General features: G+C 68.0%; 29 protein-coding genes. 5 read left to right on the top strand and 24 right to left on the bottom strand.

Annotated elements, in window-relative coordinates; all coding sequences use genetic code 11:
* Positions 1-36 precede the first annotated feature (36 nt).
* On the bottom strand, positions 37-486 hold the full coding sequence (locus tag KF707C_RS25885) for a hypothetical protein (RefSeq protein ID WP_003452883.1): 450 nt from the start codon (positions 484-486) through the stop codon (positions 37-39).
* 272 nt (positions 487-758) lie between these two features.
* Here KF707C_RS25885 and KF707C_RS25880 point away from each other — a divergent pair, with 272 nt between their 5' ends.
* Positions 759-2,807 carry an AsmA family protein gene (locus KF707C_RS25880; protein WP_003452880.1) on the top strand — a complete coding sequence of 683 codons (2,049 nt, stop codon included), beginning with the start codon at positions 759-761 and terminating at the stop codon, positions 2,805-2,807.
* Positions 2,808-2,914: 107 nt separating this feature from the next.
* On the opposite strand, the gene osmE (KF707C_RS25875) is transcribed toward KF707C_RS25880, so the two are convergent.
* The 6 genes from osmE (KF707C_RS25875) to KF707C_RS25850 all read right to left on the bottom strand — a co-directional run bounded on the left by osmE (KF707C_RS25875) (position 2,915) and on the right by KF707C_RS25850 (position 6,707).
* Complete coding sequence (gene osmE / locus KF707C_RS25875) at positions 2,915-3,253, bottom strand: osmotically-inducible lipoprotein OsmE (protein WP_003452877.1); 339 nt, start codon at positions 3,251-3,253, stop codon at positions 2,915-2,917.
* 221 nt (positions 3,254-3,474) lie between these two features.
* Complete coding sequence (osmE, locus tag KF707C_RS25870) at positions 3,475-3,834, bottom strand: osmotically-inducible lipoprotein OsmE (protein ID WP_003452875.1); 360 nt, start codon at positions 3,832-3,834, stop codon at positions 3,475-3,477.
* A gap of 104 nt (positions 3,835-3,938) precedes the next feature.
* Positions 3,939-5,204, bottom strand: coding sequence for an Hsp70 family protein (locus KF707C_RS25865; protein ID WP_003452874.1), 1,266 nt, complete (start codon positions 5,202-5,204; stop codon positions 3,939-3,941).
* 92 nt (positions 5,205-5,296) lie between these two features.
* A complete protein-coding gene (locus tag KF707C_RS25860) occupies positions 5,297-5,779 on the bottom strand; it encodes a DUF6644 family protein (protein WP_003452873.1) in 483 nt (160 codons plus the stop codon).
* Positions 5,780-5,788: 9 nt separating this feature from the next.
* The gene (locus KF707C_RS25855) at positions 5,789-6,142 is read right to left on the bottom strand and encodes a DUF6152 family protein (protein WP_003452872.1); all 354 of its coding nucleotides are present in this window, start codon (positions 6,140-6,142) and stop codon (positions 5,789-5,791) included.
* Positions 6,143-6,266: 124 nt separating this feature from the next.
* Positions 6,267-6,707: a YqaA family protein gene (locus KF707C_RS25850; RefSeq protein ID WP_003452871.1), complete on the bottom strand. Its 441-nt coding sequence runs from the start codon at positions 6,705-6,707 to the stop codon at positions 6,267-6,269.
* A 269-nt stretch (positions 6,708-6,976) separates the two neighbouring features.
* On the opposite strand from KF707C_RS25850, the gene KF707C_RS25845 reads away from it, so the two are divergent.
* Together KF707C_RS25845 and KF707C_RS25840 are read left to right on the top strand one after the other, a co-directional pair.
* Positions 6,977-7,843 carry an isocitrate lyase/PEP mutase family protein gene (locus KF707C_RS25845; RefSeq protein WP_003452870.1) on the top strand — a complete coding sequence of 289 codons (867 nt, stop codon included), beginning with the start codon at positions 6,977-6,979 and terminating at the stop codon, positions 7,841-7,843.
* A 109-nt stretch (positions 7,844-7,952) separates the two neighbouring features.
* A complete protein-coding gene (locus KF707C_RS25840) occupies positions 7,953-8,219 on the top strand; it encodes a DksA/TraR family C4-type zinc finger protein (protein WP_003452869.1) in 267 nt (88 codons plus the stop codon).
* A 57-nt stretch (positions 8,220-8,276) separates the two neighbouring features.
* On the opposite strand, the gene KF707C_RS25835 is transcribed toward KF707C_RS25840, so the two are convergent.
* The 17 genes from KF707C_RS25835 to KF707C_RS25755 all read right to left on the bottom strand — a co-directional run bounded on the left by KF707C_RS25835 (position 8,277) and on the right by KF707C_RS25755 (position 23,252).
* Complete coding sequence (locus tag KF707C_RS25835) at positions 8,277-8,522, bottom strand: type II toxin-antitoxin system Phd/YefM family antitoxin (RefSeq protein ID WP_003452868.1); 246 nt, start codon at positions 8,520-8,522, stop codon at positions 8,277-8,279.
* 92 nt (positions 8,523-8,614) lie between these two features.
* The gene (locus tag KF707C_RS25830) at positions 8,615-9,118 is read right to left on the bottom strand and encodes a BRO-N domain-containing protein (protein WP_003452867.1); all 504 of its coding nucleotides are present in this window, start codon (positions 9,116-9,118) and stop codon (positions 8,615-8,617) included.
* A 345-nt stretch (positions 9,119-9,463) separates the two neighbouring features.
* A complete protein-coding gene (locus KF707C_RS25825; RefSeq protein WP_003452865.1) occupies positions 9,464-9,739 on the bottom strand; it encodes a type II toxin-antitoxin system RelE/ParE family toxin in 276 nt (91 codons plus the stop codon).
* Complete coding sequence (locus KF707C_RS25820; protein ID WP_003452863.1) at positions 9,736-9,972, bottom strand: addiction module protein; 237 nt, start codon at positions 9,970-9,972, stop codon at positions 9,736-9,738. Before KF707C_RS25820 ends, KF707C_RS25825 begins: the two co-directional genes overlap by 4 nt.
* A gap of 108 nt (positions 9,973-10,080) precedes the next feature.
* The gene (gene ureC / locus KF707C_RS25815; protein ID WP_003452862.1) at positions 10,081-11,781 is read right to left on the bottom strand and encodes an urease subunit alpha; all 1,701 of its coding nucleotides are present in this window, start codon (positions 11,779-11,781) and stop codon (positions 10,081-10,083) included.
* A gap of 111 nt (positions 11,782-11,892) precedes the next feature.
* Positions 11,893-12,198 (bottom strand): urease subunit beta, encoded by a 306-nt coding sequence (locus KF707C_RS25810; protein WP_003452861.1) that lies wholly within the window; start codon positions 12,196-12,198, stop codon positions 11,893-11,895.
* A 4-nt stretch (positions 12,199-12,202) separates the two neighbouring features.
* Positions 12,203-12,697: a GNAT family N-acetyltransferase gene (locus KF707C_RS25805; RefSeq protein WP_003452860.1), complete on the bottom strand. Its 495-nt coding sequence runs from the start codon at positions 12,695-12,697 to the stop codon at positions 12,203-12,205.
* Between the two features lie 155 nt (positions 12,698-12,852).
* A complete protein-coding gene (gene ureA / locus KF707C_RS25800; RefSeq protein ID WP_003452859.1) occupies positions 12,853-13,155 on the bottom strand; it encodes an urease subunit gamma in 303 nt (100 codons plus the stop codon).
* 1 nt (position 13,156) lies between these two features.
* On the bottom strand, positions 13,157-13,990 hold the full coding sequence (locus tag KF707C_RS25795; protein WP_036993276.1) for an urease accessory protein UreD: 834 nt from the start codon (positions 13,988-13,990) through the stop codon (positions 13,157-13,159).
* Positions 13,991-14,075: 85 nt separating this feature from the next.
* Positions 14,076-14,774, bottom strand: coding sequence for an urea ABC transporter ATP-binding subunit UrtE (urtE, locus tag KF707C_RS25790; protein ID WP_003452857.1), 699 nt, complete (start codon positions 14,772-14,774; stop codon positions 14,076-14,078).
* 98 nt (positions 14,775-14,872) lie between these two features.
* A complete protein-coding gene (urtD, locus tag KF707C_RS25785; protein WP_003452856.1) occupies positions 14,873-15,727 on the bottom strand; it encodes an urea ABC transporter ATP-binding protein UrtD in 855 nt (284 codons plus the stop codon).
* On the bottom strand, positions 15,727-16,803 hold the full coding sequence (urtC, locus tag KF707C_RS25780) for an urea ABC transporter permease subunit UrtC (protein WP_003452855.1): 1,077 nt from the start codon (positions 16,801-16,803) through the stop codon (positions 15,727-15,729). Before urtC ends, urtD begins: the two co-directional genes overlap by 1 nt.
* Positions 16,803-18,371, bottom strand: coding sequence for an urea ABC transporter permease subunit UrtB (gene urtB, locus KF707C_RS25775; RefSeq protein ID WP_003452854.1), 1,569 nt, complete (start codon positions 18,369-18,371; stop codon positions 16,803-16,805). The genes urtC and urtB overlap by 1 nt, the downstream gene beginning before the upstream one ends.
* 182 nt (positions 18,372-18,553) lie before the next feature.
* Positions 18,554-19,819 carry an urea ABC transporter substrate-binding protein gene (urtA, locus tag KF707C_RS25770; protein ID WP_003452853.1) on the bottom strand — a complete coding sequence of 422 codons (1,266 nt, stop codon included), beginning with the start codon at positions 19,817-19,819 and terminating at the stop codon, positions 18,554-18,556.
* Positions 19,820-19,904: 85 nt separating this feature from the next.
* Positions 19,905-20,612 carry a GntR family transcriptional regulator gene (locus tag KF707C_RS25765; protein WP_003452852.1) on the bottom strand — a complete coding sequence of 236 codons (708 nt, stop codon included), beginning with the start codon at positions 20,610-20,612 and terminating at the stop codon, positions 19,905-19,907.
* A 3-nt stretch (positions 20,613-20,615) separates the two neighbouring features.
* On the bottom strand, positions 20,616-22,415 hold the full coding sequence (gene atzF / locus KF707C_RS25760; protein WP_003452850.1) for an allophanate hydrolase: 1,800 nt from the start codon (positions 22,413-22,415) through the stop codon (positions 20,616-20,618).
* A gap of 240 nt (positions 22,416-22,655) precedes the next feature.
* Positions 22,656-23,252 (bottom strand): MarC family protein, encoded by a 597-nt coding sequence (locus tag KF707C_RS25755; RefSeq protein ID WP_003452847.1) that lies wholly within the window; start codon positions 23,250-23,252, stop codon positions 22,656-22,658.
* A 142-nt stretch (positions 23,253-23,394) separates the two neighbouring features.
* Between KF707C_RS25755 and KF707C_RS25750 the strand changes: the two genes are divergently transcribed.
* Both KF707C_RS25750 and KF707C_RS25745 read left to right on the top strand, forming a co-directional pair.
* Positions 23,395-23,664 (top strand): ubiquitin family protein, encoded by a 270-nt coding sequence (locus KF707C_RS25750; protein ID WP_003452845.1) that lies wholly within the window; start codon positions 23,395-23,397, stop codon positions 23,662-23,664.
* Positions 23,665-23,685: 21 nt separating this feature from the next.
* On the top strand, positions 23,686-24,762 hold the full coding sequence (locus tag KF707C_RS25745; protein ID WP_003452842.1) for a WD40/YVTN/BNR-like repeat-containing protein: 1,077 nt from the start codon (positions 23,686-23,688) through the stop codon (positions 24,760-24,762).
* Positions 24,763-24,780 lie beyond the last annotated feature (18 nt).

Below are 24,780 nucleotides of genomic sequence, written 5' to 3'. Positions count from 1 at the left end.
ATCCGCCGGGCTCTGGGTTTGTAGCGCCAGGGTCCCTCAGCTGACGCGTTGGGCCTGCAGCAGACGGTCGGAGCCGCCTTCGGCGATGCGGTGGGCACCGGTGCGGTCGGAGCCGCCTTCGGCGATGCGGTGGGCACCGGTGCGGTCGGAACCGCCTTCGGCGATGCGGTTGGCACCGGCGCGATCTGAGCCGCCTTCGGCGATGCGGTTGGCGCCGGTGCGGTCGGAGCCACCTTCGGCGATGCGGTGGGCACCGGTGCGATCGGAGCCACCTTCGGCGATGCGGTGGGCACCGGTGCGGTCGGAACCGCCTTCGGCGACGCGATCCAGGACCATGAAGCCGCCTTCGGCTGCGACCGGCTCGTTGACCTGGATGGAGGTGCTTTCCTTGTACTCGCCCAGGATGGGTTGCGAGTCCGCCGGCAGGGCGAAAGCGGTGCTGGTCAGGGCGGTGAAGATCAGGGCGGCGAAGGCTTGGGTTTTCATGTTCTGGGCTCCTCTTGGGGGGCTGGAAACTGGGTACGGAGTCAATCTTACGGACGGCCTGTCGATTAAAAAGTGAACACTCGCGATAGAGCGCATCGACGCCGTTGATAGTTGTAGAAAGCCTTTATAATCAAGGTCTTGCGTCCTTTCTTGGGCCTTTGTAAGCGAGGCCTCCGAACTATATAGGGAGCATCCCCGAGGGATTCAGGGTCGATAGCTCATGGACAACAGGGCACGCCGAAGGGGCGGTCGTGGGAAAAGGGGAGAGGCACATGACACGAGGTCTTCGCATCCTGGCCAGGTCGCTGGTGGCCCTGGTGCTGCTGCTGGCGGCCCTGCTGGTGCTGGTGGATACCTTCGACTGGAATCGCATCCGGCCGGCCCTCAATGAGCGGGTTTCGGCGGAGCTGGGGCGTCCGTTCGCCATCGAGGGCGACCTGCGCCTGAGCTGGCAGCGGGAAACCGGGGAAGGCGGTTGGCGCGCCTGGGTGCCCGGGCCCCGTTTCGTGGCGCAAGGGCTGCGCCTGGGCAATCCCGGGTGGGCCAAGGGCGGGGATTTCGTCCGCCTGCAGCGGGTGGCGTTCCGCGTCGACCCCCTGCCCCTGCTGTGGCGCCAGTTGAGCATCCCGCGCATCGACCTCGCCGGTCCCGAGGTGGAGGTCCGGCGAATGGCCGATGGCCGCAACAACTGGAGCTTCGAGTTGCCGGCCGACCCCGGCGCCGGGGAGCGGCCCTCGGGCTGGAGCCTGGACATCGGCACCATCGGCTTCGACAAGGGGAGGGTGAAGGTGGACGACGCCCTGGGCGGTACCCGCCTGGATATCCAGGTCGATCCCCTGGGCAAGCCCATTCCCTTCGGCGATCTGCTCCCGGCCAAGGGCGTGCGGCCCGCCACCGTCAGCGCCCAGGACTACGCCTTCGCCTGGCGCGCCAAGGGGCGCTACCAGGGCCAGCCCCTGGAAGGCAGCGGCAAGCTGGGCGGGCTGCTGGCGCTGCAGAACGCCGATCTGCCCTTGCCCCTGCAGGCCGAGGTGCGTGCCGGCGGAACCCGCATCGCCGTCCTCGGCACCCTGACCGATCCGCGCCGACTCGGCGCCCTGGACCTGCGCCTGCAGCTGTCCGGCCCGAGCCTGTCCCAGCTCTATCCGCTCACCGGCGTGACCCTGCCGGACACGCCGGCCTATTCCACCGACGGCCGATTGGTGGCGAAGCTGCGGGAACCCGGTGGCGCCGAGTTCCGCTACCAGGGCTTCAATGGCCGTATCGGCGGCAGCGATATCCGGGGCGACCTCCGCTTCGTCGCCGGCCAGCCCCGGCCACGGCTCTCCGGCTCGCTGACCTCGGAGCGACTGCGGCTGGTGGACCTCGGGCCGCTGATTGGCGCCGACTCCAACGCCGCGCAGAAGGCCCGGGGCGCCGAAGGCCGGCAACCGGCGGACAAGGTGCTGCCGGTGGAAGTGTTCCGCACCGACCGCTGGCGGGCCATGGATGCCGACGTGTCATTCAGCGGCAAGCGCATCCAGCACAGCGAGCAACTGCCCCTCACCGACCTCTCCACCCATGTGCGGCTGGAGGATGGCCGACTGCGCCTGGAGCCCCTGCGTTTCGGCGTGGCCGGCGGCGTCCTGGACGCCGTCCTGCTGCTGGATGGCCGCCAGGTGCCGTTGCGTGGCCAGGCACGCCTGGATGCCCGGCGCTTCAAGCTGAAAGCGCTCTTTCCCAGGGTCCAGGCCATGGGCAACAGCTTCGGCGAACTGAATGGCAAGGCGGATATCCGCGGAAGCGGCAATTCCGTGGCGGCCCTGCTGGGCTCGGCCAATGGCGATGTGCAGGTGCTGGTGAACGACGGCACCATCAGCCGCAACCTGCTGGAGATCGCGGGCCTCAACCTGGGGAATTACCTGATGGGCCGGCTGTTCGGCGACGATGAGGTGGCGATCCATTGCGCGGCGGCGGACCTGGGGCTCAAGGACGGCCTGATGACGCCGCGCCTGTTCGTCTTCGACACCGAGAACGCGGTGGTCCAGGTGGACGGCACGGCCAACTTCCGCAACGAACGCCTGGACCTGTCGATCACGCCGGATGCCAAGGGGCTGCGGGTGTTCTCCCTGCGCTCGCCGCTCTACGTCCGAGGGACGTTCAAGCATCCCGAGGCCGGGGTGCAGACGGTGCCGCTGGTGGTACGTGGGGCCGGCATGCTCGCCCTCGGGGTGGCGGTGGCTCCGGCGGCGGGACTGCTGGCCCTGGTGGCGCCAGCGGCGGGGGGCGGCGAGCAGGGCAATGCCTGTGCGTCCCTGCTGAAACGGATGGACAAGCGCTAGCAGGCGGTTGAAAGGCTATCCGGGGTTGCCGGCGCGGCGTTGAAAGCAGGCTCGACAGGCCCGAGCTGCGCTTTATCGCCTCGCCTCGGCTGCCTCGCCAGGCGCCTCTAGAGCTGTTCGCGCTCCGCCTGTTCGCGCTGGCCGCAGGTCATGAAACCCTTGTGGCGGACACGACCGCTGCTGTCGAAGCTGATGTGATAGGGCTGCTGGTGGCCCTTCTCGTTGAGGATGTAGTTGTTGCAGGAGCCGGGGTGCACGCTGCGCTGGACGATGGACGAGGGACGGCCGCCGATGATCAGCACCTGCTGCCGGCTCATGCCGGGCTCCACGTCCCGCACCAGGGGCTGGTCATGGAAGGTGATGTAGTCGGTCGGGTTTTCGATCTTGCTGGCGCAGCCCGCCAACGATGCCAGGGCGCAAGCCGTGACAAGCGCTCGCTTGTACATCCGGGGTCCTCGTGGGTTAACGCAGTTGAATCACTGCGGTTGGAACACGGGAACGCGGCCAGAGTTCGCGGCGAAATGTCAGGATGTGAACCAGGCGATGGACGGCATTGCGCCAGTAGCTGGCGAATGGCCCGGGAATCGGCTGGAGCCCCCGGTCCACGGGGGCTCGGCGGAGTCGATGGTGAACTGATGGCGCGGCGGGAGATGCGCCATCGGCTGGCTCAGTAGCCGCCGCTGGACTCCCTCGCCTTCTCCCGCTCCACCTGCTCCCGCTGCTCGCAGGTCATGAAGCCCTTTTCCTCTACCCGGCCGCTTCCATCGAAGCTGACGTGGTAGACCTGCTGGTGGCCATCCTGATTCAGGACGTAGTTGTTGCAGATCCCGGCGTTCACCCTCCGACGCATCGAGGAGGAGGGAGGGCCGCCGATGGCCAGGACCTGTTTCTCGGTCATGCCGTCTTCCACCTGCTTGACCAGCGGCTGGTCGCGGTAGGTGTAGAAGTCCGTGGGGTTTTCCATCTTGCCGGCGCACCCGGCCAGGGTGGCCAGGGCACAGCCCAGGATCAGCGCGTGCGATTTCATGTCGGCATATCCCTGTCTGGCGCGGGGAAGCCCCGCGATGGGAAAGAGCCTAGACCGTTGGTCGGGCCCGGCCGTGAGGGCCGGGCCGCTTTGCCGATGAACGGTCAGCCGTAGCGTTTCTTCGCCTCGATGGCCAGGCCGCTGCCGATGCTGCCGAACAGGTGGCCTTCCACCAGGCGGGCGTTGGGCAGCATGGCCGCCACGCTCGAGCGCAGGGCCGGGATGCCGCTGGAGCCCCCGGTGAAGAACAGGGTATCCACCTGGTCCGCCTGGAGGCCGGCTTGCTCCAGCAGGCTGGTGACGCTGGCACGGATGCGCACCAGCAGGTCGTCGATGGCGTCCTCGAACAGCGGACGGCTCAGGTCCACGGCGAGGCCGGGCTCGACGCGGGCCAGGTCGATGCGGCGGCTGTCGGCTTCGGTCAGGACGATCTTGCTCTCTTCCACTTCCATGGCCAGCCAGTGGCCGGCGCGCTGCTCGATCAGGCTGAACAGGCGGTCGATGCCGGTGGTGTCGACGATGTCGTAGCGCATGTTCTTCAGCGCCAGCCGGGATTTCTGCGCGTACACCGCGTTGATGGTGTGCCAGGTGGCCAGGTTCAGGTGGAAGCTGGTGGGCATCGGCGCCTCGCTCTTCATCCGGCTGCCGTAGCCGAACAGCGGCATCACGCCCTGCAGGCTGAGCTGCTTGTCGAAGTCGGTCCCGCCGATATGCACGCCGCCGGTGGCCAGGATGTCGGCCTGGCGGTCGGCCAGGTCGCGGCGCTCCGGCGACAGCCGCACCAGGGAAAAGTCCGAGGTACCGCCGCCGATGTCGACGATCAGCACCAGCTCTTCGCGCTGGATGTTCCGCTCGTAGTCGAAGGCCGCGGCGATGGGCTCGTACTGGAAGGACACCTCCTTGAAGCCGAGCTTGTTGGCCACCGCCACCAGGGTGTCCTGGGCTTCGCGGTCGGCCTCGGCATCGTCATCCACGAAGAACACCGGACGACCCAGCACCACCTGGTCGAAGCCCTGTCCGGCGCTCGCTTCGGCGCGCTTCTTCAGCTCGCCGATGAACAGCCCCAGCAGGTCCTTGAACGGCAGCGCACTGCCCAGCACCGTGGTCTCGCTCTTGAGCAGGGGCGAGCCCAGCAGGCTCTTCAGCGAGCGCATCAGGCGCCCCTCGTAGCCCTCCAGGTACTCGTGCAGCGCCTGGCGGCCGTAGGCCGGGCGACGCTCCTCGGTGTTGAAGAAGACCACCGAGGGCAGGGTGACCTTGTCGTCCTCCAGGGCGATCAGCGGTTCGGTGTCCGGGCGCCACCAGCCGACGGTGGAGTTGGAGGTGCCGAAGTCGATGCCCAGGGCCTGGGCGGGGAGGGCGTTGCTCATGTCGCGGGGTTCCGGGAAAAAACGGCCGCGCAGTTTACGCGAGCGCATCGGACGGGTCAGCGCAATTCGTCGTGGCGGCGCCACCGGGCGGCTCAGACATAGGCCAGCAGCCGCCCCGCCGACATCACCCCGCACCAGATCAGGATCGACGACGCCACCTGCAGTCGCCCCAGGAGGGGAGGGCGTCGGTCCCAGTCCGCCAGCCGCGCCGCCCACAGGGCGCGGAACAGCAACGCATTGCCGATGCCCAGCGCCACCAGCAGCAGCTTCAGTTGCAGGAGCGCGTTACCGAGCAGCGGGCCCGCGTCGGCGGCGAACAGGCCGAAACCGGTGATCAGCAGCAGCGCCAGCCCGGCGATGCCGATGGGGGTCAGGCGGCGCGAGGCGGCGTCCACGGGAATCTCCCGGGCCAGGCCCAGCAGCCGCAGATCCAGCAGCACCATGGTGCCCAGCAGCATCACCAGCCCGGCCAGGTGCAGCAGGTTGGCGGCCGGGTAGAGCAGCGTGGACGTCCGCATCAGCTCCCCGAAAGCGGAGGCCTCCAGGCGCTGGGCCCAGGGCAGCAGCCAGTCCACGGCCGTGGCTCAGCGCAGCTCCACGGTGCGGCCGTCGACCATCACCCGTTCGGCGCGGATCTCCGCCGTGCCGTCCTTGCGCGGGTAGCCGACCAGGGTGATGCGCTTGCCGGGCATCAGGTCGGCTTCCGGCAGTCCACGGGCCGCCATGCGGCTGATGGGGGCGAGGACCACGTGCCACTCGCGGCCCTGGTAGTCGATGGTGATGTGGGCGTGGGGGTTGCGGTACGAGAGCGTCTTGACCGGCGCCTCGATGGTCAGGGTCTGGTCGGCGTCGTAGGCGCTCCAGCCGTGGTGGGCGAAGGCGGCGGTGGCCCCGAGCACCAGGGCGAAGAAGGCGACGAGCAGGGCGAGCTTTCTCATGGCGTGAGCCTCCAGTCAGCGACCCGGAAAGCGTAGGCGCTTCGCCGGCACCTCGCCGCCCCTGGGATGGGTGGAGCGGAGCGATACCCATCGAGCGAGCTCCGCCGAGAATGCGTTGGCTCGTTCAGCCCATCCACCCCAGCGTCAGCGCCGCCAGCACCAGGTAACGCCCGGCCTTGGCCAGTATCACCAGCCCCAGGAACACCCAGAAGGATTCCCGCATCACCCCCGCCACCAGGGTCAGCGGATCGCCGATCACCGGCATCCAGGACAGCAGCAGCGACACGCGTCCGTAGCGGTGGTAGAAGCGCTGGGCCTTCTCCATCTGCGCCGGCTTCACCGGGAACCAGCGGCGCTCGCGGAAGTGCTCCACATAGCGCCCCAGGCACCAGTTCACCAGGGAGCCCAGCACATTGCCGAAGGTGGCCACGGCCACCAGCGCCCAGGCGGGCTGGGCCTTGGCCAGCAGCAGGCCGACCAGCACCGCCTCGGATTGCAGGGGCAGCAGGGTGGCGGCGCCGAAGGCGGAGAGGAAGAGGGCGGCGTAGGCGGTGAAGAAGGTCAACGGAGGGCGGAATCGAAGTGCCGGGGGGCGGTCAGTCTAACCCTTCCGGCCTGGCGGTTCCCGCTGTTGGGCATCAAGACATCCTCGATGGCGCACTCGTCCGCTCGAGACGTTTTCTTGGCCCCCGGACGCTTTTTGCGGGTTTTGGCAAGCACCTTGAAAGGGTGAACCCTTAAAATGGGCGCCGTCTGACAATGGAAAAACGGGGGTTCCGGTTCCAGAGTTAGGGAATCGGCCCATCCTGACCCCCACTGATATCGGGTGCCTTTATGCAAAGAGCTTCTCACCACGAGTTGCGCACGGCCTTTCGTGCGTTGCTGGACTCGGATTCCTGCTTCCACACCGCTTCGGTGTTCGACCCCATGTCCGCCCGCATCGCCGCCGACCTCGGCTTCGAAGTGGGCATCCTCGGCGGCTCGGTGGCCTCCCTCCAGGTGCTGGCCGCGCCGGACTTCGCGCTCATCACCCTCAGCGAGTTCGTCGAACAGGCCACCCGCATCGGCCGCGTGTCGCGCCTGCCGGTGATCGCGGACGCGGACCACGGCTACGGCAACGCCCTCAACGTGATGCGCACCGTGGTCGAACTGGAGCGCGCCGGCATCGCCGCGCTGACCATCGAGGACACCCTGCTGCCGGCCCAGTTCGGCCGCAAATCCACCGACCTGATCAGCGTCGAGGAAGGCGTCGGCAAGATCCGCGCGGCCCTGGAGGCCCGAGTCGACCCGGACCTGGCCATCATCGCCCGGACCCACGCCGGTGTGCTCAGCACCGACGAAGTGATCAAGCGCACCAAGGCCTACGAAGCGGCCGGCGCCGACGGTATCTGCATGGTGGGCGTGGCCGACTTCGAACACCTGGAAGCCATCGCCGAGCACCTCAACGTGCCGCTGGTGCTGGTCACCTATGGCAACCCCAAGCTGCGCGACAACGAACGCCTCGCCCGCCTCGGCGTACGCATCGTGGTCAACGGCCACGCCGCCTACTTCGCCGCCATCAAGGCCACCTACGACTGCCTGCGCGACCAGCGCCAGGTCGCCACCGGCGAAGAACTCACCGCCACCGAACTGACCCACAAGTACACCCAGCCCGAGGACTACATCGTCTGGGCCGAGGCCTTCATGAACGTGAAGGAGTAGGCCCCAGGCCGACCTCCGCTTGTCGCCCGCCGACCCCGCCCCTTGCAAAAGCCCCGGCCCTGACCCCAAATCGATGTCATGTGAGTCTTGATCCGATCAGGAGGCCAGCATGGCAAGCGGATGGGCCGGCGACGGCGCGGTCCAGGAACAGATCGACAGCACCATCGAGGACGCCATCGCGCGGGCGCGCAGCCAGTTGCCCAAGGGCGAGAGCCTGACGCACTGCGAGGAATGCGATGCCGTCATTCCCGAAGCCCGCCGCCAGGCCGTCCCCGGCGTGCGCCTGTGCGTCAACTGCCAGGCCGAACACGACCGCGAACAGGCCGCCTACACCGGGTACAACCGGCGGGGGAGCAAGGACAGTCAGTTGCGGTAGTCGTGGAGGCGGGGCTGGCACGTTCATTCCTTGAGCGCTGAAGGCAGGAACTCCAGTTCATAGGTCATCGAGGCTGACTTTCACTCCCTTTTCATGGCTGCGGCTGCGGACGATTTCCGCCAACGCCTGATCATCGAGATGATCCAGCAGTGCCTCGAAGGTCTCGGCTGGAACCATGTAGGCCATCACCCTGTTGTGATTGAGTACCGCGACCGGAGCACCTTTGGCACCAGAAACCACGGCCGAGGGGTTCTTCTTGAGTTCGGAAACGCTGACAGCGACATCGGCGAGAACGTTCTGCATGAGTCTGGCTCCTGAATTTAGTGCCGTATTTTGGTCTTGATTAAGGTCGCATTCAACCCGTCCGGCAGCAGGCCGCCGGACGGGGCGGGTGGCTAGAGGTTATCCAGCAGGCGGCGGAGCACGCCGCTTCGTCTGGCCGGTTGCGTGTCCATCGGCATCAGGCAGGGCACATCCACGAAGCGCACCCAGATATCGTCCTGCCAGTGCAGGGTGGAGAGGTCCGTGTCGACCCAGCGCAGCAGCTGGCGGCGGGGCGCTTGTGGGTGCTCGTTCACCGAGTCCCGCAGCGTGGGTATCACCTCCCGCACCAGCCAGCGGCGCAGGCTCGGGTGTTCCGGGTGGCGGAAGTGCTGGAGCAGCGAGAAGAGCGCCGCATCGCTGATCAGCCAGGTCTGCGCCTCGCCGGTCTGGGTCGACAACCATTCGCGCCGCTTCAGGTCGGCATCCAGACGGTACTCGGCGAGTTGCTCCACGCGACGCCCGATCAGGCAGCCCACATCGTGGGCGGCGAACCAGGGCTGGCCGTCGATCATCAGGGCGCGCAGCGGGCGTTGGTAGCGGAGGAAAACGAGGGGCGTGCGAACGTCTTTGTTCATGGGTGTAGCTCCTACTGAAGGTTGTCAGGAGCTGCCGCCATTCGCCGTCAATCGAATGGGTGGCAGACCACGCAGGGTTGACGGACCGGCAGTAGGGACCGGCAGACCACGAGGATCTCCCTGCGCGATCTGCCATAGAGCGTGCCGTGTAAATGCTACGGCTGTACCAAGGCCTGCAATCGCTCGAAGAGCGTTCGCATGCGCTGGTGGGCGCAATCGCGCCTACTGGACTGGGCCGTCAAACCCGGTCACGGGATTGACCGTGACGGGGCGGACTGTAGCGAGGCGGCAGTGGTGCCGCAAGGTGCGTTGCCCTTCGGATAACGGCACCCTGCGGCGGGAGCGTTATTGGGGAGACCTTTGTCGGAAATGGCGGCAGGAGATGATCAGGATGCCATCCGCCTCGATCAGGAAGACCAGGCTGTAGGGAAACTGCTGGAGCAACGCCCGTCTGGCTTGGCCACGGACCAATGGGTAGGCCTGGGGAAATCGGACGATTCTGTCCAGGCAGTCATCGAGGGCTTCGAGGAATCGGCCGCCCAGGCCGGCGGCGCAGTGTTCGTACCAGGCCAATGCGTCCTGCAGTTCCAGTTCGGCCTCCTGCCGGAACCGGATCTTCACTCAAGCCTCGCCCACAGTTTCTTGCGCACGTCCGTCCAGTCGACGGCGGTCTCCGGGGTTGCCTGATGTTCGGCCAGGCGACGGTCGATTTCGCGGCCTTCATCCTCGGTGAGCGGCGGCATGCTCTCGGGGTGGGCGGCAACGCTTTCCCAGAGGTCTTCGGCCAACTGGATACGTTCGGCCGGAGAGAGCTTGAGCAGTTCGTCGGGCAGGGGGGAATGGTAGCGGGGCATGGCGACCTCCTGAGCCTGGCTGGACTGCGGAATCCTAGCATAGCGCCGCCACCGTTCCGGCATCCCTCTCCCGGAGGGAGAGGGGGCTCCCCTGCGGCGGCGAGGGCTTCAGAACAGGAAATAGCGCTGGGCCATGGGCAGCACGTCCGCCGGTTCGCACCAGAGCAGCTGGCCGTCGGCTTTCACCTGGTAGTTCTGCGGGTCGACCTCGATGGTCGGGGTGTAGTCGTTGTGGATCAGGTCCTTCTTCTGCACGGTGCGGCAGCCCTTCACCACGCCGATCTTCTTCTGCAGGCCCAACTGGGCGGGGATGCCCGCGTCGAAGGCGGCCTGGCTGATGAAGGTGATGCTGGTGGCATGGCGGCTGCCGGCAAAGCTTCCGAACATCGGCCGGTAGTGCACCGGTTGCGGAGTGGGGATGGAGGCGTTGGCGTCGCCCATCAGGCTGGCGGCGATGGCGCCGCCCTTGAGGATCAGGCTCGGCTTCACGCCGAAAAAGGCCGGGCGCCAGAGCACCAGGTCGGCCCACTTGCCCACTTCCACCGAGCCCACTTCGTGGCTGATGCCGTGGGTGATGGCCGGGTTGATGCTGTACTTGGCGATGTAGCGCTTGATCCGGAAGTTGTCGTTGCCGGGGGCGTCTTCGGGCAGTGGGCCGCGCTGCTTCTTCATCTTGTCGGCGGTTTGCCAGGTGCGGGTGATGACCTCGCCGACGCGGCCCATGGCCTGGCTGTCGGAGCTGATCATGCTGAAGGCGCCAAGGTCGTGGAGGATGTCCTCGGCGGCGATGGTCTCGCGGCGGATGCGGCTTTCGGCGAAGGCCACGTCCTCTGCGATGCTCGGGTCCAGGTGGTGGCAGACCATGAGCATGTCCAGGTGTTCGTCGATGGTGTTGCGGGTGAAGGGCCGGGTCGGGTTGGTGGAGCTGGGCAGCACGTTGGAGAAACCGCAGGCCTTGATGATGTCCGGGGCGTGGCCGCCGCCCGCGCCTTCGGTGTGGTAGGTGTGGATGGTCCGGCCCTTGAAGGCGCCCAGGGTGGTCTCGACGAAGCCCGACTCGTTGAGGGTGTCGGTATGGATCGCCACCTGCACGTCGTACTGGTCGGCGACGCTCAGGCAGTTGTCGATGGCCGCCGGTGTGGTGCCCCAGTCTTCATGCAGCTTCAGGCCGATGGCGCCGGCCTTCACCTGCTCGATCAAGGGCTCGGGCAGCGAGGCGTTGCCCTTGCCGGTGAAGCCGATGTTCATCGGGAAGGCGTCGGCGGCCTGGAGCATGCGCGCCATGTGCCAGGGGCCCGAGGTGCAGGTGGTGGCGTTGGTGCCGGTGGCCGGTCCCGTGCCGCCGCCGATCATGGTGGTGACGCCGCTCATGAGCGCCTCTTCGATCTGCTGCGGGCAGATGAAGTGGATGTGGGTGTCGATGCCGCCGGCGGTGAGGATCATGCCCTCGCCGGCGATCACCTCGGTGCTGGCGCCGATGGCGATGGTGACGTCGGGCTGGATGTCCGGGTTGCCGGCCTTGCCGATCGCCGCGATGCGCCCGTCCTTCAGGCCGACATCGGCCTTGACGATGCCCCAGTGGTCGATGATCAGCGCGTTGGTGATCAGGGTGTCGACCACTTCGGCCGCCAGCAGCTGGCCCTGGCCCATGCCGTCGCGGATCACCTTGCCGCCGCCGAATTTCACTTCCTCGCCGTAGGTGGTGAAGTCCTTCTCGACTTCGATCCACAGGTCGGTGTCGGCCAGGCGCACCTTGTCGCCGACGGTGGGGCCGAACATGTCGGCGTAGGCTTGGCGGGAAATCTTCATGCTGGTTCCTGTCCGTAGGATGGGTTAGCCACGCAGTGGCGTAACCCATCGATTGTTGGCTGATGGGTTTCGCGTTGCTCTACCCATCCTACGAATGCGTTTCTAGGGTGATCAGAGGTCGCCCATCACCCGTCCGGCGAAGCCGAATACGCGGCGGGCGCCGGCCAGGTCCACCAGCTCCACCTCGCGGCTCTGGCCGGGCTCGAAGCGCACGGCGGTGCCGGCGGGAATGTTCAGGCGCATGCCCCGGGCCGCGGCGCGGTCGAAGGCCAGGGCGTCGTTGGTCTCGAAGAAGTGGTAGTGCGAGCCGACCTGGATCGGCCGGTCGCCGGTGTTGGCCACGGAAAGGGTCAGGGTGCGGCGGCCGGCGTTGAGTTCGATCTCGCCGTCCTGGATCTGGTATTCGCCGGGAATCATGGGATCACTCCAGGATCAGTTGCATGAAGGTCAGGTCCAGCCAGCGGCCGAACTTGCGCCCCACCTGGGGCATCTGCCCGGTGGTGACGAAGCCGAGGCGCTGGTGCAGGCGGATGGAGGCGGCGTTCTCCGCTTCGATGGCCGCCACCATCACGTGCAGGCCGGCGGCGCGGGCGCGCTGGATCAGCGCCTGCATCAGGGCGGGTCCCAGGCCCTGGCCGCGCTGGTCGCCACGCACGTACACCGAGTGCTCGACGGTGTGGCGGAAGCCTTCGATGCTGCGCCAGGTGCCGTAGCTGGCGTAGCCGAGAACCTCACCGGCGTCGTTCAGCGCCACCAGCACCGGGAAGCCGGCGGCGGTGCGCTCGGCCAGCCAGTCGCGGCGGTTGGCGAGATCCACCCGGGTTTCGTTCCAGATCGCCGTGGTGTGTTCCACGGCGTCGTTGTAGATGGCGAGGATGCCGGGCAGGTCGGTCTCTCCTGCATCACGAATGATCATTTTTCAGGTCTCCAGGAAGTCGTTCAAGGCCGTAGCGAGCGCAGCTCAGGCAAGGCGCAAGTCGACGAGGATGCGGAGTTGACGCCTGTCAATGAGCAATCCGAGGCGACTTGCAACGCAGCGTGGGCAAGCGCAGTAGGCATGGGACGACTTCCTCAGGCGATGGGTTGGTGGACGGTTACTAACTTGGTGCCGTCGGGGAAGGTGGCTTCGATCTGGATCTCCGGGATCATCTCCGGCACGCCTTCCATCACCTGGTCGCGGGTCAGCAGGGTGGTGCCGAAATGCATCAGCTCGGCCACGGTCCGGCCGTCGCGGGCACCCTCCAGCAGGGCGGCGGAAATGAACGCCATGGCTTCCGGGTAGTTGAGCTTCAGGCCACGGGCCAGGCGGCGCTCGGCCACCAGGCCGGCGGTGAAGATCAGCAGCTTGTCTTTCTCGCGGGGCGACAAATCCATCTCAGGTACTCCAGATTCTCGGGGGCTTGGCCTCGCGGCCGAGCAAGGCAGGGCGCAACAGGCGCCAGAGTTCGATGAGCCAGGCGCGGGCCTGCAGGGCCTCGGGGGCCAGGCAGCGGGCCAGCACCAGGCCGGGCAGTTGGGTGAGGTCGCCGCGACCCTGGCAGGACCGCTCGCGGCAGCGCTCCAGCAGCTCGGGGTCGATTTCGCCGGTGGCGATCAGGGTGGCGAACACCGGGGCGCCGGCCAGTCCGATGGGCGAATCGAGCAGGCCGTCGCCGCCGATGATGCGCTGGCGCTCGTGCCAGATCAGCGCGTCATCGCGGCGGATGTCCAGTCGCGCCTGGAAGTGGCCACTGGCGAAGCGCTCGCCGGCGGCGGGGCGGCCGAGGGCGACTATGTCCCAGTGGAACAGCCGGGCGTCGCCGTGCAGGTCGATGCGGGTGTGCAGTTCGGCCTGGGCGCCGTCGTAGAGGATGGTCTCCTGGGGCAGCCACTCCAGGGTGGCGCCGGGCCGGATGTCCAGGTGAATGGCCTGATGCGCCGGGGCGCTGGCGCGGTACCACTTGGCGGCGCCGGGGCTGGTGAGCTGGACCCAGCTGGCTTCGCCGGCGCGGGCGCGGATGTCCAGCCGGTCGCCACCGGCGATGCCGCCGGGCGGGTGGACGATGATGTGCTGGCAGACCTCCGGGCCTTCGGCATGGAGGTGCTTCTGCACCCTCAGGGGGCCGAGGTGGCGGCGATGCACCGGAATGGTGCGATCGCCCTGGCGAGCGTAGGCCAGCTCCAATTCGGCGGGCCAGCTCGGCGTGAACAGGGCGGCAGGCAGGTTCATGGTGCGGTGGCGTTTCTCGGAATAGTTGACCGAGTGGGCAAGCAAGAGGCGTGCCCCGAACCCATTCGGTGCAAGGCGGCCCGCTTCAGATGGCCACCAGTCCCCGCACGCCGTCGGCTTCCATGGTGGCGCCGCGTCCCTGCTGGATGATCTCGCCCCGGCTCATCACCAGGTACTGGTCGGCCAGTTCGGCGGCGAAGTCGTAGAACTGCTCCACCAGCAGGATGGCCATGTCGCCGCGCTCGGCCAGTTTGCGGATCACCGCGCCGATCTCCTTGATCACCGAGGGCTGGATGCCTTCGGTGGGCTCGTCGAGGATCAAGAGGCGCGGCTGGCTGGCCAGGGCGCGGCCGATGGCCAGTTGCTGCTGCTGGCCGCCGGAAAGGTCGCCGCCCCGGCGGTGCTTCATTTCCCGCAGCACGGGGAAGAGTTCGTAGATGGATTCGGGCACCGCCTTGGCCTGGCTGGCGGGAAAGCGGGAGAGGCCCATCAGCAGGTTCTCTTCCACGCTGAGCCGCCCGAAGATCTCGCGCCCCTGGGGCACGTAGGCGATGCCGGCGTGGACCCGCTGGTGCGGTTTGAAGCCGGTGATGGCGCGGCCCTCCCAGTTCACCGCGCCTTCCCTGGCCGGGACCAGGCCCATGAGGCACTTCAGCAGGGTGGTCTTGCCCACGCCGTTGCGCCCGAGCAGGCAGGTGACCTCGCCGATCCGCGCCTCGAAGGAGAGGCCCCGGAGGATATGGCTGCCGCCGTAGTACTGGTGGAGCTGGTCGACTTTGAGCATGTCGATGTCCTTGTTGCCTTGCGGTGCGATTCGGTGCGCGCGGCGCACCCTACGAGTGACGCCGTGCCGGGTAGGGTGCGCCGTGCGCACCGTTCTGTTCAGCGGCCCAGGTAGACCTCGATCACCTGTTCGTTGGCCTGGACCTGGGCGAGGGAGCCTTCGGCCAGGACGTGGCCCTGGTGCAGCACTGTGACGTGGTCGGCGATGGTGCCGACGAAGCCCATGTCGTGTTCCACCACCATCAGCGAGTGCTGGCGTGCGAGGCCCTTGAACAGCTCGGCGGTGAACTCGGTCTCGGCGTCGGTCATGCCCGCCACCGGCTCGTCGAGCAGCAGCAGTTGCGGGTCCTGCACCAGCAGCATGCCGATCTCCAGGAACTGCTTCTGGCCGTGGGAGAGCAGGCCGGCGGGGCGCTGGCGCGAGCCGTCCAGGCGGATGGTGGCGAGCACCTCGTCGATGCGGTCCTTCTGCTCGCCGGTGAGGCGGGCGCGCAGGCTCGCCCACACCGACTTGTCGGTCTTCTGCGCCAGCTCCAGGTTCTCGAACACGGTGAGTGCCTCGAACACCGTGGGCTTCTGGAACTTTCGGCCGATGCCGGCCTGGGCGATCTCCACTTCGCTCATGCGGGTGAGGTCGAGGGTTTCGCCGAACCAGGCCTGGCCGGTGTCGGGGCGGGTCTTGCCGGTGATGACGTCCATCAGGGTGGTCTTGCCGGCGCCGTTGGGGCCGATGATGCAGCGCAGTTCGCCGACGCCGATGTAGAGGTTCAGCTCCCGCAGGGCCTTGAAGCCGTCGAAGCTGACGCTGATGTCCTCCAGGGTAAGGATGGTGCCGTGGCGGGTGTTCAGGCCCTGGCCGGCGGCGCGACCGACGCCGAGTGCGTCGCGGCCGCTGCCGGCGTCGCGGTTGGGGGCGAGGATGGGTTCGAGCATGAAGTCCGGGGTGGCGCGCATCACTTGCCCTCCTTCTTCAGCAGGCCGATCACGCCCCTGGGCAGGTAGAGGGTGACGAGGATGAACAGGGCGCCGAGGAAGAACAGCCAGTACTCGGGGAAGGCCACGGTGAACCAGCTCTTCATGCCGTTCACCAGGCCCGCGCCCAGCAGCGGACCGATGAGCGAGCCGCGCCCGCCCAGGGCCACCCAGACGGCGGCCTCGATGGAGTTGGTGGGGGACATCTCGCTGGGGTTGATGATGCCCACCTGGGGCACGTAGAGCGCGCCGGCCAGGCCGCAGAGCACCGCCGACAGCACCCAGATGAACAGCTTGTAGCCGCGCGGGTCGTAGCCGCAGAACATCAGGCGGTTCTCGGCGTCGCGCAGGGCGGTGAGCACCCGGCCGAACTTGCTCCGGGCCAGGCGCCAGCCCAGCAGCAGGCTGCCCACCAGCAGGGCGACGGTGGCGAGGAAGAGCAGGGCGCGGGTGCCGGGGGCGGTGATGTCGAAGCCGAGGATGCGCTTGAAGTCGGTGAAACCGTTGTTGCCGCCGAAGCCGGTCTCGTTGCGGAAGAACAGCAGCATGCCGGCGAAGGTCAGGGCCTGGGTCATGATCGAGAAGTAGACGCCCTTGATCCGCGAGCGGAAGGCGAAGAAGCCGAACACCAGCGCCAGCAGGCCGGGGGCCAGCACCACCAGGCCCAGGGCCCAGAGGAAGTGCTGGGTGCCGGCCCAGTACCAGGGCAGTTCGGTCCAGGCGAGGAAGCTCATGAAGGCCGGCAGGCCGTCGCCGGCGCTCTGGCGCATCAGGTACATGCCCATGGCGTAGCCGCCGAGGGCGAAGAACAGCCCGTGGCCGAGGGACAGCAGCCCGGCGTAGCCCCAGACCAGGTCCAGGGCCAGGGCGACGATGGCGTAGCAGAGGATCTTGCCCACCAGGGTCAGGGTGTAGGCCGAGACCTGGAAGGGGCTGTCCGCCGGCAGCAGGTGCAGCAGCGGCAGGGCGATGAGCACGGCGAGCACCAGCGCGCCGACGCCCAGGGTGACTCTGGGGCCGGCCTTCTGTGCGGCGGTGAGGGTCAGTGGCTGGTTCATCAGTCGATCACCCGTCCTTTCAGGGCGAAGAGGCCCTGGGGCCGCTTCTGGATGAAGAGAATGATCAGCGCGAGGATGAGGATCTTGCCCAGCACGGCGCCGATCGAAGGTTCCAGGATCTTGTTGGCCACGCCCAGGCCGAAGGCGGCCATGACGCTGCCGGCCAGTTGGCCGACGCCACCGAGCACCACCACCAGGAAGGAGTCGATGATGTAGCCCTGGCCCAGGTCCGGGCCGACGTTGCCGACCTGGGACAGGGCCACGCCGCCGAGCCCGGCGATGCCGGAGCCGAGGCCGAAGGCGAGCATGTCCACCCGGCCGGTGGGCACGCCGCAGCAGGCGGCCATGTTGCGGTTCTGGGTGACGGCGCGGACGTTGAGGCCCAGGCGCGTGCGGTTCAGCAGCAACCAGGTCAGGGCCACCACGAACAGGGCGAAGCCGATGATGACGATGCGGTTCCAGGGCAGGACCAGGTTGGGCAGCACCTGGATGCCGCCGGACAGCCAGGCCGGGTTGGCCACCTCGACGTTCTGCGCGCCGAACACCACCCGCACCAGCTGGATCAGGATCAGGCTGATGCCCCAGGTGGCCAGCAGGGTTTCCAGCGGGCGGCCGTAGAGGTGGCGGATCACCGTGCGCTCCAGGGCCATGCCGATGGCGGCGGTGACGCAGAAGGCCACCGGCAGGGCCACCAGCGGGTAGAGGGCGAGCAGGTCGGGGGCCAGGCGCTGGAAGGCGAGCTGCACCACGTAGGTGGTGTAGGCGCCGAGCATGAGCATTTCGCCGTGGGCCATGTTGATCACGCCGAGGAGGCCGAAGGTGATGGCCAGGCCAAGGGCGGCCAGCAACAGGATGGAGCCCAGGGACAGGCCGCTGAAGGCCTGGCCGAGGAGTTCGCCCAGCAGCAGCCGGCGCTTGACCTGGGCCAGGCTGGTCTCGGCGGCGGTGCGCACGGCGGTATCGGTTTCCACTGCGGGGTCCAGCAGGGCTTCGAGGCGGGTGCGGGCCAGCGGGTCGCCGGTTTCCCCCAGCAGGCGCACGGCGTTCAGGCGCACCGCCGGGTCGGGGTCGACCAGTTGCAGGTTGGCCAGGGCCAGGGACAGGGCATCGCGCACGGCGCCGTCTTCCTCGACCACCACGCGGGCGTTGAGCAGGGCCAGTTGTGCGGGCTTGGCGCTCTTCTGCAGCTGGCGCGCGCCCGCCAGTCGCAGGGTGGCGTCAGGGGCGAGCAACTGATGGCCGGCCTGGGCGGTGATCAGCAGGCCGCGCAGGCGGTTGTTCAGGCGCAGCTTCTTCGGCGTGCCGATGGGCGCGGCATCACCTTCGGCGGCAACGAAGGCGCCGTCCCGTTCGATGAAGGCCTGCTTCGCGTCGATGGCGAAGCGGCCCTGCTGCAGGGCGTCCAGCAGGGGCTGGCGCGCGGCGTCGGGCTCGGCGGCCCAGCGTTCCAGCAGCTTCGCCTGCTGCGCCGGGTTGGCGGCGGCGAAGTCGTTGGCGTCGCCGGCCCGGGCCGCCAGGGGCAGCAGCAGGGCCAGGGCGAGGAGGATTCGGTAGAGGGCTGTCGACATTGGGCGGTCCTGGTTCATGGCGCGAGGAGAGGTCTGTGCCGGCTGACACCGCCCTCACCCCCGCCCCCTCTCCCATGGGGAGAGGGGTGACGTGGCGTCGGACACCGAGCTTCCCCGTGACTCCGAACGGTTCCCCTCTCCCTTCGGGAGAGGGGCTGAGGGTGAGGGTGTCCTGATCCAGCTCAGTTCGTCTTCACCGCGTAGTCCGGCTTCTTGTCGTTGCCGGGGATGAAGGGGCTCCAGGGCTGGGCGCGCAGGGGGCCTTCGGTCTGCCAGACCACCGAGAACTGACCGTCTTCCTGGATCTCGCCGATCATCACCGGCTTGTGCAGGTGGTGGTTGGTCTTGTCCATGGTCAGGGTGTAGCCCGACGGCGCGGCGAAGGTCTGGCCGGCCAGGGCCTCGCGCACCTTGTCGACGTCGGTGGTGCCGGCCTTCTCGACGGCCTGGGCCCACATGTGGATGCCGACGTAGGTGGCTTCCATGGGGTCGTTGGTCACGGCGGTCTGGTAGTTGGGCAGGTTCTTGGCCTTGGCGTAGGCCTTCCACTGCTCGACGAACTTGCCGTTGACCGGGTTATCCACCGACTCGAAGTAGTTCCAGGCGGCCAGGTGGCCCACCAGCGGCTTGGTGTCGATGCCGCGCAGTTCTTCCTCGCCCACGGAGAAGGCCACCACCGGCACGTCGGTGGCTTCCAGGCCCTGGTTGGCCAGTTCCTTGTAGAAGGGCACGTTGGAGTCGCCGTTGACGGTGGAGATCACCGCGGTCTTGCCGCCGGCGGAGAACTTCTTGATGTTGGCGACTATGGTCTGGTAGTCGCTGTGGCCGAAGGGGGTGTAGACCTCCTCGATGTCCTTGTCGGCGACGCCCTTGCTGTGCAGGAAGCTGCGCAGGATCTTGTTGGTGGTGCGCGGGTAGACGTAGTCGGTGCCCAGCAGGAAGAAGCGCTTGGCGCTGCCGCCGTCCTCGCTCATCAGGTATTCCACCGCCGGGATGGCCTGCTGGTTCGGCGCGGCGCCGGTGTAGAAGACGTTGGGGGAAAGCTCCTCGCCCTCGTACTGCACCGGGTAGAAGAGCAGGCCGTTGAGCTCCTCGAACACCGGCAGCACGGACTTGCGGGACACCGAGGTCCAGCAGCCGAAGACCACATCGACCTTGTCCTGGGTCAGCAACTGGCGGGCCTTCTCGGCGAACAGCGGCCAGTTGGAGGCCGGGTCCACCACCACGGGTTCGAGTTGCTTGCCGTTGACCCCGCCCTTGGCGTTGATCTCGTCGATGGTCATCAGGGCCATGTCCTTGAGGGAGGTCTCGGAGATGGCCATGGTGCCGGACAGCGAATGCAGGATGCCGACCTTGATGGTCTCGGCCGCCTGGAGGGTCCAGGACATGCCCATGGCGGCAATGGATGCGGAAAGGGTGAAGGCCTTGATCAGGCTGCGACGTTGCATTGGGCGATCTCCGTTCTGGTCCAGCTTCTTGAATTGACTGCGTTCGGTGATTGTTCTTGGGGCAGTGTTCAAAGGGTCTTCCACGTCACCCTTGGTCGGGCTGCGGACGTTGCCGAGCGCTGTGCAACATGTGCAGGGTGATCTTGCGTACTTCAGCCTTGCTGACTTCGATGTGGGTCTTCAGCAAATGCTGTGCCTCTTCGCGGTTTCGATCGGCGATCGCCTGGAGAATCGCCCCGTGCTCGGCATAGGTGGCCTCGATGCGCGGGGCCTGGGTGAAGTCCAGGCGGCGGATGATGCGGATCTTTTCGCTGACTTCGCGGTGGATACGGGCCATTTCCCGGTTGCCCGCCGCTTCCACCAGTTGGCAGTGGAAGGCCTCGTCCAGGCGCGAGACTTCCGGGCCATCGTTCAGGCGCTCCCGCACCACCCAGGTGCGCGCGAGTCGGTCCAGTGCGTCCGGCTGATCCGTCGCGGGGCGCTGGCAGAGCCGGCGCACGGCCTCCAGTTCGAGGACGATGCGCAGCTCGTAGAGCTCTTCGAAATGCTCGAAGTCGAATGCCTTCACCTGCCAGCCACTGCGGAAGCGCACCTCCAGGTAGCCCTCGCGCTCCAGGCGGTGCAGGGCCTGGCGCACCGGGGTGCGGCTGGCGGCCATGCGTTCGGCCAGTTCGCCTTCGCTGAAGCGGTCCCCGGGGAGCAGGCGGAACTCGCCGATATCGGCCTTGAGCCGGGCGTAGATGCTGCTCGACAGGCTTTCGGGGCGCCCTTTCCTGGCGCTGGCCGATGTCATGCGTCAGCGCGCCTGGCTGGCGATGAAGGCGCGCCAGCCGCCGAAGCCGGTGATGTCGCGGGCGCCGTCCAGGGCGTAGGGCTCGCAGATGAAGCCCTTCACCCAGCGACCGTCGGCCAGTTGCAGGTTGCCGATGCCCAGCGGTGGCGGGATTTCCGCGACGAATTCGCCGAAGCGCGCCTGGGGGATATCCCAGAGCTCGACGATGATCTCGGCGCCGTCTTCCGCCACCCGTGCCAGGCCCGGCTTGGGCGGCAGGGTGCCGGGGAGGGCATAGAGGCGGTATTGGGCGGCGCTGGTGGTCTGTTCCACCAGCACGGCATCGCGGCTAGTGAGCTGGAAGTTCAGCGGCATGCCGCTGAGGTGGGCGCCCACCACGGCGACCCGCACGCTGCCGGGGGCCGGCGCCGGGTTCGTCGCCTGGGACGGCAGGGGGCGGCCGGTGGCGCCCAGGGGCAGGGCCAGGGCCTCTTGCCAGCGCTGGCCCAGGGCCGCCAGGGCGCTGTCGTGCCAGGCGGGGGCGATCAGGGTGATGCCGGCCGGCAGGCCATCGGCGCGGAAGCCGGCGGGCAGGGCCAGGGCGGAGAGGTCGGCGAGGTTGGTGAAGTTGGTGTAGGTGCCGAACTGGCTGTTGAACAGCACCGGTTCGGCGTCCATTTCCGCCAGGGTGCGCAGGGTGGGCGAGGTGGGCACCACCAGGGCGTCGAAGCCGGCCAGGGCATCGTTGATGCGGCGGCTCAGTTCGGCGCGGATGTATTCGGCCTTGTAGGCATCACAGGCGCTGTACTTGTGCCCGTTCTCGACGATGCCGCGCACCACCGGGTTGATCGCTTCAGGGGGCACGTCTTCCACGGCGACGCTGCGCTCGGCGACCCAGGGGCCGTAGTAGAGCTGTTCGGCCAGTTGCCGGAAGGGCGCGAAGTCGATCTCCTCCAGTTCGGCACCCAGTTCGCGCAATCTGCCCAGCGCCGTCTCGTAGACGGCCTGGTTCCGGCTGTCGCCGAAGAACTCGGGGTTGGCCGGCACCGCCAGGCGCGGCTTGGCCGGCATGCCGACCTTGGCGCTGTTCGGGTTCTGGCGGCTGTAGGCGTCGGCGGCGTCATAGCCACCGGCGATGTTGGCCACGACCAGGGCATCGCTGACGGTCAGGGCGAACACCGAGATGCAGTCGAGGCTGCGGCAGGCCGGCACCAGCCCGGTGTTGGGCAGCCAGCCCTTGGTGGGCTTGAGCCCGACGATGTTGTTGAAGCCCGCCGGCACCCGGCCGGAACCGGCGGTATCGGTGCCGAGGGAAAAGGGCACCAGGCCCCGGGCCACGACGCTGGCGGAGCCGGAGCTGGAGCCGCCGCTGATGTAATCCGGGTTGAAGCTGTTGGGCACCGCGCCATAGGGCGAGCGGGTGCCCACCAGACCGGTGGCGAACTGGTCGAGGTTGGTCTTGCCGATGAGGATGGCGCCGGCGGCCCTCAGGCGGGCGACCACGGTGGCGTCCGCCCTGGCCTCGTAGGCGAAGTCGGGGCAGGCGGCGGTGGTGGACCAGCCGGCGGCGTCGATGTTGTCCTTGATGGCGAAGGGCACGCCGTAGAGCGGCAGGCGGTCCCGCTGGCCGTCCACGGCGTCGAGGCGCGCGGCCAGTTCGGCCAGTTGGGCGTCGAGCTGTTCGGCGCTGGCCAGGCTGATCCAGGCGTTGTCCTCGAGCGACAGCCGCTGGCGCAGGGCGTGCAGCAGGTCGGCGGGGTTCAACGGCTCGCGGTAGGCCTGTCGCCAGTCGGCCAGGGTGAAGGCGATGGGGGCGTCGGACATGCTCTGGGGTTCCATCTTGTATCCAAGTTGGAATCACCCGAGCAACGATGGTGCCAGTTTTCAGAACACCCCTGTTTCCGGGCGTTCAGGCGGTTCATGGCGCTGCGGCCGGGCCTTGCGGCGGTGGGCGGTGCACCGCAGTGGGGACCGCCGTGCATGCCGATGGTGCGCCCATCAGCCATGGCCCGCATGGGTTTCGTGCCTCGGCCCATCCTGCGGAGCTACCGGCGGCGCCTGGGGTCAGGGCACCAGGTAGTTCTTCACGCCGGTGAAGATGATCTGCGCCGCCAGGGCGCAGACGAAGAGGCCCATGAGGCGGCTGACGATCTGCAGGCCCTGGTCGCCGAGGATGCGCTCGATGCGGTCGGAGAGGTAGAGGATGGCGCCCACGGTCACCGAGGCGATGGCGATGGCGGCCAGCGCGGTGAGCTTGTCGTCCCAGTGCACGTGGCCGGCGCCCATCACCAGCATGGCGCCGATGGTGCCGGGGCCGACGGTGAGGGGGATGGTCAGCGGCACTATGGTGACGTCCTGCTGGACGTTGTCGGCCTGCACCGCCGGCTTGCCCTGGGCCATGCCGAGGGCGGAGATGAACAGCACGGTGCCGGCGCCGATGCGGAAGGCATCGATGGTGATGCCGAAGACGTTGAAGATGGCCTGGCCGAAGAGGTAGAGCAGGGCGCTGGCCACCAGGGTGCCGAGGGCGACCTTCCAGGCGAGCTTCTTGCGCTCCTTCACCGTGTAGCCACGGGTGAGGGCGATGAAGCAGGAGAGCACGAAGAAGGGGCTGTAGAGCACCAGCATCTTCAGGTACAGGCTGGACAGGCTTTCGAGCATGCAGGGGCATCCATTCAGGGGGCTGGCGGGCCGCTCGCTCAGTGTAGAGGCTGCACCGCCGTTGGGCGCGCCAGTGTAACGCCGGGCCGGGTCTCGGCTATACCTTCCCCACCGGATTGTTGCATCGCCCTGGGAGCGGCCGATGGCGCGCATCGCCTTTACCCCCAACCTGCAGCGGCACCTCGAAGTGCCGGAGGTGACGGTGGACGCCCGCTCCGTGGCGGATGCGCTGGAGGCGGCCTTCGTCGCCAATCCCCGGCTGCGCAGCTATCTGCTGGATGACCAGGGACGCTTGCGCCGGCATGTGGCGATCTTCGTCGATGCCCGGCAGGTGAACGACCGGCAGCGGCTGTCCGACCCGCTGGGGCCGGACAGCGAAGTCTTCGTGGTACAGGCGCTGTCCGGCGGCTGAGCCGGGACAAGGAGAGGGACCATGAGCCGTTGCATCCATGTGGCGACCCGCAAGGGACTGCTGCGTTTCGAGGACGAGGGCGCCGGTTGGCACCTGGCCCGCCAGGATTTCCTCGGCGAGCCGGTGAGCATGGTGCTGGAGGACGTGCGCGACGGCGCGCTCTACGCGGCGCTGCATCTGGGGCACTTCGGCCCCAAGCTGTGGCGCTCGCGGGATCGGGGCCAGCATTGGGAGGAGTTGCCCGCGCCGGCCTTTCCGGCGGCGGACGGCGACGATGCGCCTTCGGTGGAGATGATCTGGTGCCTGGAGGCCGGCGGTTTCGACCAGCCCGGCACGCTCTGGGCGGGCACGCTGCCCGGCGGGCTGTTTCGCTCCCAGGACCACGGCGCCTCCTGGGCCCTGGTGGAGAGCCTGTGGCAGCGGCCGGAGCGGGCCCACTGGTTCGGCGGCGGCTATGACCAGCCGGGCATCCACTCCATCAGCGTCGATCCCCGGGACAGCCGTTGCCTGACCCTGGCGGTGTCCTGCGGGGGCGTCTGGCACAGCGAGGACGAGGGCCTGAGCTGGAGCTACCGCACCCGGGGCATGCGCGCCGCCTACATGCCGCCGGAGCGCGCCGAGGAGCCGGAAATCCAGGACCCGCACCGCCTGGTGGCCTGCCCGGCGAACCCCCAGCGGCTCTGGGTGCAGCATCACAATGGCATCTTCACCAGCGAGGATCGCGGGCTGAACTGGCGCGAGATCACCGAGGCGGGGCCTTCCACCTTCGGCTTCGCGGTGGCGGTGCACCCCACCGACCCTGATTGCGCCTGGTTCGTCCCGGCGATCAAGGATGAATGCCGGGTTCCGGCCGACCAGCGCCTGCGGGTGACCCGCACCCGGGACGGCGGCGGCAGCTTCGAGGTGCTGGAGCGGGGCCTGCCCCAGACGCTGTGCTACGACCTGGTGTACCGCCACGGCCTGGATGTGGACGACGATGGCCAATGCCTGGCGATGGGGTCCACCACCGGTCACCTCTGGCTGTCCGAGGACCAGGGGGAGAGCTGGAACCTGCTGGCGGGGCACCTGCCGCCGATCTTCGCGGTGCGCTTCGGCTAGGGGAAGGGGCGCTGTCGA

The sequence above is a fragment of the Pseudomonas furukawaii genome (assembly GCF_002355475.1).
Lineage (GTDB): Bacteria > Pseudomonadota > Gammaproteobacteria > Pseudomonadales > Pseudomonadaceae > Metapseudomonas > Metapseudomonas furukawaii.
The sequence above is the reverse complement of the archived record's forward strand: the minus strand, read 5'-3'. Positions and strand labels throughout refer to the sequence as shown.